Origin of the sequence: Acidovorax sp. 62 (genome assembly GCF_002754495.1) — a bacterium.
Taxonomy (GTDB): Bacteria; Pseudomonadota; Gammaproteobacteria; order Burkholderiales; family Burkholderiaceae_C; genus Acidovorax.
Genome location: NZ_PEFJ01000001.1, coordinates 3,799,563 through 3,812,907 on the forward strand (window position 1 = coordinate 3,799,563; position 13,345 = coordinate 3,812,907).

Consider the following 13,345-nt stretch of genomic DNA (forward strand, 5'->3'; position numbering starts at 1 on the left):
GCTCCACTACCCTCAAATGCAGGCCGCGTGCCGCTGCCTGCGCCAGGCAAACATACCCAACATAGTTGACAGCAACGCCAGGGCCCAGGGGTTGTCCACCGGAATACCGGCGGGGTCCACTGGCCCCAACATCGGCGCAATCGGGTCCACGATACTGCCCACAGCAGCGTCAGAGTCGCCCACACCGTTGTCGAGGATGGTGTAGGTCACCGTGCGACGGTCTGGACTGACCGATACGCCGCTGAGTTGAAACCATTCAAACGCCGTAGCACCGACCGTCGCTGGGCCGTATTTCCAAAACTGGATGCCCGTTGGCAGAGGCTCTGGGTATTCCAGGGTCATGGTCACCGAGGTAGCGCAGTCAGTGGCGCGGTAGGCGTATTCGCCATACGGCATGGTTTTGCCTGCGGGGGCTGGATGCGACAAGCCCGCAAATCCGCTGGACGGCGCCAAAGTGCAGGCGCTGCCGCCGCCGCTGAGTGTGGCCTTGGCCGTGCCCGTCATGCCGGGCGCTGGCGAAGTGACCTCCAGCAGCCTGGGCACAACAGCCGCCGAAGGAGCAGATAACACACTGTTGCCCACGCCATTGGTGGCCCGCACTCTGAAGGTGTAGCTGGTGCCGTTCGTTAGCCCGCCAATGGTGCAAGTGGTGGTGGTTCCGCTATTGACGCTGCAAGAGCCCGAAGGGCTGCCCGTCACCTCATAGGTCGAGATAGCGCTGTTGTTGGCGGCAGGCACACTCCAGACCAGTGTCACAGAACGGTCTGCAGCCGTGACCGAGGTGAAGGCGGGTGCATCCGGCAACGCAGGCGCGGTGCCGATGGCCAGTTCGTTGGACGTCACGTCCACAGCGGCATTGCCCGCCAAGTCGGTGGCTGTGGCGGTCACGCTGTAAGTGGTGCTGTAGCTCAGTGCCAGGGTTCCGCTCAAGGGGCTGGCCAAAGCCAGGTTCAGGCTCCAGTTGCCTGCAACCGGGACGACTTGGTAAGTGGCGCCACCGACACCCACCGTCAGCACCTCGCCCGCCGACAGCGTGGCAGTGCCTGTCAGCGTAGGGGTAACGCTATGCACGCTCTGCGAGTTCACCGCAGGGGTTGCGGGGGGCGTGGTGTCCAGCACATAGGCTTGAGACAAGACTGCGCCTGCGTTGTCGGCGGCATCTTGCAGACGAACCTTCAGCGTATTGCTGCCCATCAGCGTCGCGCCAGACAATGACCATGTGTTGCTCCCCACAGTCGCCGTAGCACCAACCCAAGAAGCGCCGTTGTCCAAAGACACCCACACCGACTCTCCTGCCGCAAGATTGGCCGACAAGGTGCCGCTGATCGTTTGGGCTGCCGTTTTGGTGATGAAGTCCGTGCTGCTGCTGCCCGTATCGGCCGAAAAGGATGCCGAGGCCACGCTGGTGGTAGGGGCCGTGGTATCGATCACGATGTTCTTGTTGGCCCCCAAAGAGCCTGCGGTGCCAGGGGTTGCCAGCGTGAGCGAAGCGGCTTGATGCGCACCCCCGGTTTCTGTCACTGTGGCGCCATTCAGGGCCAGTGCGCTGGTGCTGGTGTAGTCCAAATCAGCACTGTTTTGGCTGGCGCCCACGGTGTAGGTGAAGGTGAGCGTGTTGGTGCCAGAGCCGCTGGTATAGGTGGCTACGCCGCCGCTGTTGAGCGCCAGGGTGGGGGTGCCACCGGCAGTGTTGACGTTGACTGCCGTGCTGAAGGTGAGGGTGATGAGGATGGTTTGCCCCACTCCGTAGCTGCCATTGGCGGTGCTAGCGCTGACGCCGGCCACGGTGGGCACCAGGGCGTCGACCAGCACGGAGGCAGTGCTGCCCACGCTGTTGAGCGTGGTGCTGGCTGCGTTGCCTGCGGCATCGATCATGGTGCCGCCGTTGGTGCCCAAGGCGCCGACGGTGATGCCGTCACTATCACTGTCGCCAGTGACCACGGCGTGGCCAAACAGCAGGGCGCTGGTGCCCGAGCCCGACACGTAGTCGGCATAGCGGGTGGTGCTGCCCACGGTGAGGGCGATGCGAGGCGTACCACCGCTGGTACTCACATAGACAGGCTCGTCCAGCTGCACGGTGAAGTACAGCGTGTCACCCGCATGGTAGGTGCCGTTGGCAGGCACCGCCACAGCGGTCACCGCAGGGGCGGTGGTGTCGATGGTGATGGTGACATTGGCCGAGGCGGCCGAGACATTGCCCGCCACATCGCTGGCGCGGGCGTTGAGCGTGTGCGCGCCGCTGCCCAGGCCGCTGGCCGCCAGGCTCCACACCCCGCCGGTCGCCGTCACGCTGCCGCGGGAGTCTGCTCCTTCATACAGCGTGACGGTGGCGCCCGCGTCGGCCGTGCCTTGCAGAGTGGGGGCGGTCAGGTTGACGAGTTGGTCGGTGCTGGAGATGCCGGTGTCTACCGCCAGCACGGGCGTGCTGGGGGTGTTGGGGAGGGAGGTCATCAGGGTGTAGGCTTGGCTGCGCACACTGCCGTTGTTGCCGGCCCCATCGACCACCTTCAGTTGTAGGGTTTGGCTGCCAGGGGCCAGCACCACGCCGTTCCAGCTCAGGCTGGTGCCGCTGACTTTGCTGGTGATGTCGGTCCAGGTCGCGCCGCCATCGAGTGAGCCGTAAACCGTGTCGCTGCCAGCCAAGGCGCTGCTCAGGGTGGCGGTGATGGTTTGGGCGGGCGTGTTGGTAATGAAATCGCTGCTGCTGACGCCGGTGTCGGCACTGAACGCAAGGCCGCTGAACGTGACCGTCGGGGCCGTGTTGTCGAGCACATAGGCTTGAGAAAACACCGGGCCACTGGCACCGTCCGCGTCGACCACTTTGACTTGCAGGGTGTTGCTGCCGGCCAGCGTGATGCCGCTGAGCGACCAGGTGTTTTGCCCAACTGTGGCGGTGGCGGCTGTCCAGCTACCGCCGTTGTTGAGTGACACGGATACCGTCTCGCCCGCTGCCAGGTTGGCCGACAGGGCACCGCTGAGGGTTTGCGCGGCCACGTTGGTGATGAAGTCGGTGCTAGAGGTGCCGCTGTCGGCCGACAGTTGGGCGCTGGAGATGCTGGTCGTGACCGGCGAAATGCCTGCGGAGACATTGATATCGTCAATGAACAGGGAGACGCCTATGCCACCGTTCTGCAAAACAATCCGGATTTCGTCCACGTAGTTCCAGGCGGAGCCAGACACCGGGACATTGAGCCCATTGCTCGTGGCCCCATTGCTGGGCGCTGTGAAGAGTTGGACGGCACCACTTACGGGGCTACCGTTACGCAGCCCCACGATACGGTAAAGCAGGCTGCTACTGATGAAGTCTTCCACGGTTAAACCGTTGAACTTGAATTTTTCACCCGTGGCGGACTTCAGCACCAAGGCGGTTCCAGAATTGTTGGAGGCGCCGTCCATCAATAGCGCGGGGTCGCCATTATTGGCCAGCATGGTGCTCGAGTTGTTGTCGGTGACAGCCAACATGGCGTAGGGATCGAGCTGGCCATCTGGGCGGAGTACGGAGAATTCCCAGTCGTTGAAGAGGAAAGCGTTGCTGACGTACTCAGTTGAACCCGGAACGGGATAGGTGTAGGTGTCAAAGTCCTCATACGTGGGCGCTGCGGCGTGGCAGACGCCGCTTGCCAAGGCCCCAGTGAGCACCGCGGTAGAGGGGATCCAGCCCCAGGGACGAAAAGAAAAGTTCACCATCGTTCAGACGAAAAGAAGAGAGCCCCCCGCAGAGGGCATTGGCAGGTCGATCGGGAGCGACGGACCTTGTTGTTTCATAAAGTCATTACGCTAGCAAAGGCAGGGGCAAGCTGCAATTTGTTTTTTGCAATGCTCCAAGTGCGCAAATCCAGAGGCCGCGCAGCCCCCGAAGGCCATCCGGCCTATGATGCGAGGTTTCCCTTCAGAAGCCCGTTGTGACCCGCCCCGAAGACCCTTCCTCTGCCGCCGATGGCCTCTACCTCGCCCGCGCCCTGCGCGAGCAGCGCATCAGCATCCGGGGGGCGCGCACGCACAACCTCAAAAACATCGACCTGGACATTCCGCGCAACCAGCTGGTGGTCATCACGGGGTTGTCGGGCTCGGGCAAGTCGAGCCTGGCGTTTGACACGCTGTATGCCGAAGGACAGCGGCGCTATGTGGAGAGCCTGTCGGCCTATGCGCGGCAGTTCCTGGGGCGGCTGGACAAGCCGGATGTGGACCTGATCGAAGGCCTGTCGCCCGCCATCAGCATTGAGCAGAAGGCGACCAGCCACAACCCGCGCTCCACCGTGGGCACGGTGACCGAGATCCACGACTACCTGCGCCTGCTGTATGCCCGTGCAGGCACGCCGTTCTGCCCCGACCATGGCCTGCCGCTGGCGGCGCAGACGGTGAGCCAGATGGTGGACGCCGTGCTGGCCCTGCCCGAGGACACCAAACTCATGGTCATGGCCCCCGTAGCACGCGAGAAAAAGGGCGAGTTCACCGAGCTGTTTGCGCAGATGCAGGCGTTGGGCTACATCCGCTTTCGGGTCGATGGGCAGATCTATGAACACGAGAACCTGCCTGCGCTCAAGAAGACCGAGAAGCACGACATTGACGTGGTGATCGACCGGGTGAAGGTGCGCGCTGACCTGCAGCAGCGCCTGGCCGAGAGCATTGAGGCGGCCCTGCGCGTGGGTGGCAACGAGGGCAATGGCCGCGTGCTGGCGCTGGAGATGGACACGGGGCAGGAGCATCTGTTCAGCAGCAAATTCGCGTGCCCGGTGTGCAGCTATTCACTGGCCGAGCTGGAGCCGCGCCTGTTCTCGTTCAACTCGCCCATGGGCGCCTGCCCGGCGTGCGACGGCATTGGCCAGCGCGAGGTGTTCGACCCGGCGCGCGTGGTGGCCTTCCCGTCGCTCAGCCTGGCCAGCGGCGCCATCAAGGGCTGGGATCGGCGCAATGGCTACTACTTTGCGATGCTGGAGAGCCTGGCCCGGCACTACACCTTCGACATCGAGGCGCCGTTTGAGTCGCTGCCTGCGCCGGTGCAGCACGCCATCCTGCACGGCTCGGGCGATGAAGAAATCGCCTTCAGCTACATCATGGACAGTGGGGCCTCCAAGGGCAAGGTGCACACCAAGAAGCACCCGTTCGAGGGCATCCTGCCCAACATGGCGCGCCGCTACCGCGAGACGGATTCGGTGGTGGTGCGCGAAGACCTGGCACGCTTTCGCAGCACCCAGCCCTGCCCCGAATGCCACGGCGTGCGCCTGCGCCGCGAGGCCCGCCATGTGAAGGTGGGCGAAGGCACACAGGCCCGTGCCATCTACGAAGTGAGCCACGCCACGCTGAGCGATGCCCACGCGTGGTTCAGCGCCCTGCAGCTCACCGGCGCCAAGGCCGAGATCGCCGACAAGGTGGTGCGCGAGATCGCCACGCGCCTGCAGTTTTTGAACGACGTGGGTCTGAGCTATTTGAGCCTGGACCGCAGCGCCGAGACCCTCTCCGGCGGCGAGGCGCAGCGCATTCGCCTGGCCTCGCAAATCGGATCGGGCCTGACGGGCGTGATGTACGTGCTCGACGAGCCCAGCATTGGCCTGCACCAGCGCGACAACGACCGCCTGATCGCCACGCTCAAACACCTGCGCGACATTGGCAACAGCGTGATCGTGGTCGAGCACGACGAAGACATGATGCGCGCCGCCGACCATGTGATCGACATGGGCCCCGGCGCGGGTGTGCACGGCGGGCGCGTGATGGCGCAGGGCACCTATGACGAGGTGCGTGGCAACGCGCAGTCGCTCACGGGCCAGTACCTCTCAGGCACGCGCACCATCGCCGTGCCCCAGCGCCGCACGCCCTGGCTGCCGGTGCTGGACCAGCCCGCGCCCGTGGTGGAAGCCAAGACCAAGTCGCGCTTTCCGCAGACTGAGGCCAGCAAGCGCCGCGCCGAACGCATGGCCGAGCACCATGCGCGCCAGGGCGCCGTGCAGGCGCTGCGCGTGGTGGGTGCCACGGGCAACAATTTGAAGGGCGTGACGGTGGACTTCCCCGTGGGCCTGCTCACCTGCGTGACGGGCGTCTCAGGCTCGGGCAAAAGCACGCTGGTCAACGACACGCTGTATGCCGCCGTGGCGCGGCAAGTGCACCGTGCGCACGAAGAGCCGGCCGAGCACGAAGAGATCGTGGGCATCGAGTATTTCGACAAGGTCATCAACGTCGACCAAAGCCCCATTGGCCGCACGCCGCGCAGCAACCCGGCCACCTACACCGGTCTGTTCACCCCCATCCGCGAGCTGATGGCCGAGACCAACACCGCCAAGGAACGCGGCTACGGCCCGGGGCGCTTCAGCTTCAACGTGTCGCAGTCCTCCGGTGGCGGCCGCTGCGAGGCCTGCCAGGGCGACGGGGTGGTGAAGGTGGAGATGCACTTTTTGCCCGACGTGTACGTGCCCTGCGACGTGTGCCACGGCCAGCGCTACAACCGCGAGACGCTGGAAGTGCAGTGGAAGGGCAAGAACATCGCCCAGATCCTGGAGCTGACGGTGGAAGACGCTGCGGCGTACTTCAAGGACGTGCCCACCATCGCACGCAAGCTGCAGACGCTGCTGGATGTGGGCCTGTCGTACATCCGCCTGGGCCAGGCGGCGACCACGCTCTCGGGCGGCGAGGCGCAGCGCGTGAAGCTGGCGCAGGAGCTGAGCAAGCGCGACACAGGCCGCACGCTCTACATCCTGGACGAGCCCACCACCGGCCTGCACTTTGCCGACATCGACCTGCTGCTCAAGGTGCTGCACCAGCTGCGCGATGCGGGCAACACCATCGTGATCATCGAACACAACCTCGACGTGATCAAAACCGCCGACTGGCTCATCGACATGGGCCCCGAGGGTGGCGCGGGCGGCGGCACCGTGGTGGGCGTGGGCACGCCGGAGGAACTGGCAGCCAACCCGGCTAGCCATACGGGGCGGTATCTGGCGCCGTACCTGGCGCAACACCTACGGGCTAAGAGCGGCTAACACAACCCCCCTGGCGTTGTTGTTCCGTCTTGTCGTACTGCTTGTACTGCCTGCGACGGAACGCCTAGCCAGGGCCGCTACGCGGGGTTGTGTTAACCGCTCTAAATCTGCGGGCTAAATCTGAATAAAAATGGCCTCCAGCGCTTATAAATTAAGCGCTGGCAGCTATTTATTTAATAGCAAATGGCAGCACCACACCGCAACCGCCGCGCCACCTCGGCGTCCAGCGATCCCATGAAGACCTCCACCGCCTGGGTGTAGTCGCTCTCCAGGCCCAGTTGGGCGTTGATTTCGCCGTGGGTCAGGTCCTGCGGCAGCACCTCGGCACGGCCGCCCTGGTTGCGCACGTGGCGGGCCATGGCATCGGCCTGGGTGCAAGGCTGGTCGGCCCGTTCGGTGGAGCACACCATCTGCATGGGCGGTGCGCCCGCCGTCCATTGGTGAAAGGGCGACAGCGCCACCCAGTAGGCGGGTTCACTGCCAAAAGCGTCGTCGTACAGCGGCATGTGCGGCGCACGCATATAGGCGGGTACGTTCATCACGGCGCTGTCGAGCGACACCGTGCCCAGCCACGGCCAGGCGCCTTCGCGCAGGGCCTGCGGGGCGCGGGCATTGAGCAGGGACACGAGGTGAGCCCCTGCGGAGTGGCCCATGAGGATGAAGCGATTCGGGTCACCCCCCCAGGTACCTGCGCGCTGCTGCGCGGCCATGAGGGCGGCCTGCACATCGCGCTCTTGCACGGCCACAGGGGCGTCGGGCAGCATGCGGTAATTGATGGAGATGAGGATGAAGCCCTTGGGCACCCAGCGGTTCACCTTCTCTTGCACCACGCGGCCCATGGCCTTGTCGCCATGCCGCCAGCCGCCGCCATGCACCATGAAGATGACGGGTGCGCGCACCGCACTGGCCACCAGGCTGTTGGTGCCCGTGCCAGCGCCAGCGCCTGTGGAGCTGGTGGGCACATACACGTCCATGCGCTGTGCAGGGTCTGTACCGTAGGGCACATCGGCAATGCGCTGCACACCGGTGGGCAGGGCGGCCTCGGTAGCCGCCGCTTGCTTTTGTGCGATCAGGGCACGCAGGCGGCCACCGTTCTGTGGAGTGGTTTGTGCAGTGGTCTGGGCCTGCACACTGGCGGTGGCCAGCGTGAGCGCGGCGAGGGCAGTCACTGTCAAAAGGTGGCGCAGGGACATGGCAAAGCTCCTGGGGTGGGGACGGTGTGGATCGGCGGGGAAAAGCGGTGACGTCAAGGCCGGGCGGGGCAAGCCATGGCGGTGCCGCTGGCGTCGTAGCAGGTGGCGCTGCGGCTCAGGCCGCTGCCTTGGCTGTAGCTGCCTTGCGTCTGCACGCTGTTGCCGGTGGCCGCGCTGGTGGCGGTCGAGGTGCGCGCTTGCGTCACGCTGCCATCGGCATTGCGGGTGGCACCGCCGCTGCTTTGCAGGCTGCCCTGGGTGTTCTGGGCCGACACAGCGCCGCTGTGGCTGGCGCTGCCGTCTGCGCTGCGGGTGGTGCTGCCCTGGCGCGTGGCGACACCGCCTTGCGCACCTGCGGCAACGCCACGGCGGGTCACGCTGGCGTTGCCCTGCCCATCGGCGGTGGCGGTGCGGCCGCGCAGCACGGCGCCATTCGGGCCACTGCGGGCCACGCCGGTGTGGGTGGCGGTGCTGCCGTCGGCGTTGTGTTCCACGCTGTGGCGGGTGCGGGCCTGGGCGTCGGCCGGGGCGGCCAGCGCCAGCACAGCGCTGAACCCCAGCGCGGTGAGGGCCGAGAACACAAACACACCGGCGGCCAGCGCGGGGCGTTGCAGCAGGTCAGGGTCAGCGGGGCGGGTCAGCAAAGGCATGGCAATGAACTCCTTGGGGTATGCCTAGTCATGCGGCATGGCTGTACTGTGCCCCCCAGGTGTGAGCCATTGATGGCAGAAAACGGCCGATGTATGACAAACCATGACAAACGCCAGCGGCCCCGTCATACCTTGTCATGGCTGCCGAGGCGAAAGACGCGCCAACGCCTACCATTGCCACCATTCCCCTTCCAACGCTGTCCCAGCCCATGACCGACACCCTGGCCAAGATCCTGGTCGCAGATGATGAGCCCGACCTGCGCGCCCTGCTGCAGCGCTACCTCAGCGACCAGGGCTACACCGTGCGCACGGTCGATGGCGGTGGACCACTCGATGCGTTGCTGCAGCGCGAGCGGTTTGACGTGCTGGTGCTGGATGTGATGATGCCGGGCGAAGACGGCCTGTCCATCTGCCGGCGACTGCGCGCGCAGGGCGAGACCATTCCCATCCTGATGCTCACTGCCCGGGGCGACCCAGTGGACCGCATCGTGGGCCTGGAGATGGGCGCCGACGACTACCTGCCCAAGCCCTTCAACCCGCGTGAACTGCTGGCCCGCATCCAGGCCCTGGTGCGCCGCCAGCGCATGCTGGGTGCGCACACCGGGCCGCAGGGTGTGTACGGGGTGCTGGGGCTGCAGGGGCGACTGGCGTTTGGCGACTTTGTGCTGCTGCCTGCCGAGCGGCGGCTGGAAAAGGCCGGTGCGGACATCCCCCTCACCACCGGCGAATTTGCGCTGCTGCTGGCCCTGGCACAAAACCCGCAGCGCCCACTGGGCCGCGACCGCCTCATGGCCCTGGCCTATGGCCCCGACCACACGGCCACCGACCGCAGCATTGACGTGCAGATCATGCGGCTGCGCAAGCTCATTGAAGCCGACCCGGCCCAGCCGCGCCACATCCGCACCGTGTGGGGCGTGGGCTATGTGTTTGTGCCCGATGGGGCTGCGCCTGCCAGCGGGGGCAAGCCATGAACGCGCCCGCGCCTGTACCCCATTCCATGCCCACGCCTGCACCCAGGGGCCTGTGGCCCCGCAGCCTGCTGGGCCGCAACCTGCTGCTGATGGCCGTGCTCATCGTGCTGGGCCAGCTGTGCGCGGCGGTGCTGGTGCGGCACATGATCCTCAAACCCCGCGTGGCGCAGGTGGCCGATGGCGTGGCGCGCAACGTAGCCGCCATCCGCGCCGGGCTGCAGGCGCTGCCGCCAGGGCAACGGCAAGATTTTGTGCAAGCCTTCAACACCCAGGCTGCACAAACGCAGGCCCACGCACGGGCGGCGGCACCGGGCAACTGGCGGGCCGTGCTATCGCCCATGGAGCGGCAGTTTGTGCGCGCTGTGACGCAGCGACTGGACGAGGCGCAAGGCACACGCCCATCGGCAGATCCCGTCTGGCGGCGCGACAGCAGCGGCGTGCTATCGCTGCGCGTGGTGCATGAGGGCGCGCAGGGGCCGGAAACCTACTGGCTCAATCTGCCCAGCGTCTTCCCCACGCGCGAGTTCACCGGGGCCTGGCTCATGGCCACACTGGCCAGCATGGTGCTGGCGCTGGTGGGCGCGTGGTGGCTGCAGCGCCACCTCAACCAGCCATTGCAGCGCGTGGTGCAGGCCGCGCAGCGCCTGGCCCGGGGCCAGCCGCCCGCGCCCCTGCCCGAGGACGGCCCCGTCGAGATCGCCACCGTGGCCCGCAGCTTCAACCACATGGCGCACAGCCTGGCCCAGGCCGACCAGGAGCGGGCGCTGATGCTGGCGGGCGTGTCGCACGACCTGCGCACCCCGCTGACCAAGCTGCGCCTGGGGGTAGAGATTGCGGGCGCGCAGATCGAGCCCGAACTGGCCACCAGCATGGTGCGCAGCATGGACGAGATGGACGCCATCCTCGGCCAGTTTTTGCACTTTGCCCGCATGCAAGAGGCCGAGCCCCCGCAGCCCGCCGCGCTGGACGACCTGGCCCAGGCCATTGCCCAGGCGCAGGCCGACCATGGCCGCAGCGTGGCGCTGGAACTGGGCGCACCGCCCCTTGCACCCGTGCAGCCCCAGGCCCTGCGCCGCGCGGTGGAGAACCTGGTAGAGAACGCCTGGCGACACGGCGCAGCGCCCGTGGTGCTGCGCACGGGCAGCGAAGGCGATGCCGTGTGGATCGAAGTGCAAGACCACGGCCCCGGCCTGCCCGCCACCGAGCTAGAGCGCATACGCCAGCCCTTTGCCCGGGGCGAGGCGGCCCGCAGCGGTCGCCCCGGCGCCGGACTGGGCCTGGCCATTGCCGACCGCGTGGCCCGCGCCCACGGCGGGCGGCTGGAGCTGTACAGCGCCCCCGTCCAAGGGCTGCGGGCGCGGCTGGTGCTGCCTGTGGGTCTGGCCCCAAAGATTTGAGTAAAAACAGGTCGCAGCGCTAGATATATCAGTGTAAGCAGCTACGCTTTTAATAGCAAAAATCAATGCACGCGAGCTGCCAGCTTGCGGTACAGCGTTTGGCGGCTGATGCCGAGCTGGCGGGCGGCCTGGGACACGTTGCCGCGTGCGCTTTGCAGGGCCTGGTCGATGGCGGCGCTGGAGAGTTGCTGCAGGCTGAGCAGCGCTGGGGCGTGCCCGTGCCCTTGCAGGGGCTGGACCGAAGCGTGGGACGCCCCGATGGGCAGGCCTGCGGACACGGGCGAGGCCACTGCTTGCAGCGCCTGCACGATGTCGTCGCCCAGGTGTTCCCAGCCCAGCTGGTCTTCACCCTCGGCCAGCATGGCGCAGGCAGTGCGCAGCACGCTGGCGTATTGGCGCAGGTTGCCGGGCCAGGGGTGGGCGGCCAGGCGCTGCAGCAGCGCGGGGGCCAAGTGCACGGGGTGGGGCAGGCCTTGCTCGGCGGCCAGGTCGGCCAGCAGCTGGTCGGTCAGGGCGGCAAAGTCGCTGCGCTCGCGCAGGGCAGGCAACTGCACCGTCAGGCCGTTCAAGCGGTAGTACAAGTCGTGCCGAAAGCGCCCCTGCTCTGCCGCCCGCAGCAGCTGGCAGTGCGTGGCGCTGATGAGGCCAAAGTCCACCGGCACGGCCTGGCCTGCGCCCACGGGCGTCACGCTGCGGTCTTGCAGCACGCGCAGAAGGCGGGTTTGCAGGGCCAGGGGCATGTCGCCGATTTCATCAAGGAACAGCGTGCCGCCGTGGGCCTGACGCAGGCGGCCCAGGCTGCCTTCTTTGCGGGCGCCGGTGAAGGCACCGGCCACGTGGCCAAACAGTTCGGATTCGATAAGGTGCTCAGGGATGGCCGCGCAGTTGATGGCCACAAAGGGGCCGCTGCTGCGCGGGCCGCTGGCGTGCAGGGCGCGGGCAAACACTTCTTTGCCCACGCCCGATTCGCCCTGGATGAGCACCGGGATGGGCTTGCCCACCACGCGGCGGGCCTTGTCGGCGGCGGCGCGCCAGCGGGCGTCGCCCGTGTCGAGCCGGGCCAGGGCGTCGTCTGGCACGGCCGCCGTGGGGGCGCTGGCGGTGGGCTTGTGCACGGCGGGCCAGGCGGCGGCGTCCAGTTGCACCTGGGCATACAGCAAGGCCCCGCCGCGCAGGCGCAGCGCCTGGGGCTGCTGGGGGCGGCGGTGGTGGTGCGAGAGCAGGTCATCGAGCCGCACGTCGGCCACCCGCTCGAGCAAGGTGGCGCCCAGGTCGCCTGTGTGCAGGCCCAGCTGGGCCAGGGCCACGCGGTTGGCGCCCACGATCCAGCCGTCGGCCGACACGGCAACGATGCCTTCGGCCACACTGCCAATGCCCTCGGGCTCGCGGTGCAGGTGCAGGCGGATGTTGCGCGTGCAGGTGGCCACCAGCAGGCGGTTTTCGATCATGCGGGCGGCGGTGCTGACCAGGCCCAGGGTGTGGGCGTGGCCGTTGCGGTGGTCGCCCGAGATGTCGAGGATGCCCAGTAGCTCGCCCGTGGCCGAGAGGATGGGCGAGGCCGCGCAGGTGAGAAAGCTGTTGCGCTCCAGAAAATGCTCGCCGCCGTGCACCTCCACCGCGTTGCCCTCGGCCAGCGCCGTGCCGATGGCGTTGGTGCCCCGGTGGGCCTCGTGCCACGAGGCACCGCAGGTCAGCGCCACGCGCTCGGCCTTGTCGATGAAGCCGGGGCTGCCCAGCGTGTGCATGAGCATGCCTGCGCGGTCGGCCAGCACCACCACGCTGTGGCTGTGGCGTACCTGGTCGAACAGGTATTCCATGATGGGGCGCGAGTGGGTGAGCAGGCTGTGGTTGCCCGCCATTGCCTGGCGCAGGTCGCCGGGGCTGGGCAGGTCGGCCATGGCGCGCCCGGTGGGGGCCAGGCCTGCGGCCACGCTGCGCCGCCAAGAGCGGGCCAGCCGCTCGTCCACCACGCCACTGGGGCAATGGCCGTGTTCCAGCAAATGTCGCCGGGCCTGTTGCAAGGCCAGCAGGGGGGATGTGGTGCGCACGCTGTCTCCTGAGCGGGCCTCATGGCGTCCCGCTTCAAGGGGCAGTATGGCCGGGCATGGGGGGCAGGGCAATAGCGTTTGCACAGGGGGTGTTCCAACTGTTCCATTTCGTGAC

General features: G+C 67.0%; 7 protein-coding genes. 3 read left to right on the plus strand and 4 right to left on the minus strand.

Features of this window, described 5'->3' with window-relative positions; translation table 11 throughout:
• Window positions 1–12: 12 nt before the first annotated feature.
• A complete protein-coding gene (locus tag CLU86_RS17030; protein WP_158236343.1) occupies window positions 13–3,684 on the minus strand; it encodes an IPTL-CTERM sorting domain-containing protein in 3,672 nt (1,223 codons plus the stop codon).
• Between the two features lie 218 nt (window positions 3,685–3,902).
• On the opposite strand from CLU86_RS17030, the gene uvrA reads away from it, so the two are divergent.
• Complete coding sequence (uvrA, locus tag CLU86_RS17035; protein WP_099742434.1) at window positions 3,903–6,971, plus strand: excinuclease ABC subunit UvrA; 3,069 nt, start codon at window positions 3,903–3,905, stop codon at window positions 6,969–6,971.
• 173 nt (window positions 6,972–7,144) lie between these two features.
• On the opposite strand, the gene CLU86_RS17040 is transcribed toward uvrA, so the two are convergent.
• Together CLU86_RS17040 and CLU86_RS17045 are read right to left on the minus strand one after the other, a co-directional pair.
• Complete coding sequence (locus tag CLU86_RS17040) at window positions 7,145–8,164, minus strand: alpha/beta hydrolase (RefSeq protein WP_099742435.1); 1,020 nt, start codon at window positions 8,162–8,164, stop codon at window positions 7,145–7,147.
• Between the two features lie 53 nt (window positions 8,165–8,217).
• A complete protein-coding gene (locus CLU86_RS17045) occupies window positions 8,218–8,814 on the minus strand; it encodes a hypothetical protein (RefSeq protein ID WP_099742436.1) in 597 nt (198 codons plus the stop codon).
• A gap of 209 nt (window positions 8,815–9,023) precedes the next feature.
• Here CLU86_RS17045 and CLU86_RS17050 point away from each other — a divergent pair, with 209 nt between their 5' ends.
• Together CLU86_RS17050 and CLU86_RS17055 are read left to right on the plus strand one after the other, a co-directional pair.
• On the plus strand, window positions 9,024–9,785 hold the full coding sequence (locus CLU86_RS17050; protein WP_099742437.1) for a response regulator: 762 nt from the start codon (window positions 9,024–9,026) through the stop codon (window positions 9,783–9,785).
• Window positions 9,786–9,811: 26 nt separating this feature from the next.
• Window positions 9,812–11,182 carry an ATP-binding protein gene (locus CLU86_RS17055; protein ID WP_099742438.1) on the plus strand — a complete coding sequence of 457 codons (1,371 nt, stop codon included), beginning with the start codon at window positions 9,812–9,814 and terminating at the stop codon, window positions 11,180–11,182.
• A 62-nt stretch (window positions 11,183–11,244) separates the two neighbouring features.
• Here the strand turns inward: CLU86_RS17055 and CLU86_RS17060 are convergent, their stop codons facing one another.
• On the minus strand, window positions 11,245–13,230 hold the full coding sequence (locus CLU86_RS17060; protein ID WP_099742439.1) for a sigma-54-dependent Fis family transcriptional regulator: 1,986 nt from the start codon (window positions 13,228–13,230) through the stop codon (window positions 11,245–11,247).
• Between the last annotated feature and the right edge of the window lie 115 nt (window positions 13,231–13,345).

What these genes read in the sequence shown, in the direction of transcription:
- CLU86_RS17040 (WP_099742435.1), bottom strand. Translation starts at nt 8,164, where the DNA reads ATGTCCCTGCGCCACCTTTTGACAGTGACTGCCCTCGCCGCGCTCACG.
- CLU86_RS17045 (WP_099742436.1), bottom strand. Translation starts at nt 8,814, where the DNA reads ATGCCTTTGCTGACCCGCCCCGCTGACCCTGACCTGCTGCAACGCCCC.
- CLU86_RS17050 (WP_099742437.1), top strand. Translation starts at nt 9,024, where the DNA reads ATGACCGACACCCTGGCCAAGATCCTGGTCGCAGATGATGAGCCCGAC.
- CLU86_RS17055 (WP_099742438.1), top strand. Translation starts at nt 9,812, where the DNA reads ATGCCCACGCCTGCACCCAGGGGCCTGTGGCCCCGCAGCCTGCTGGGC.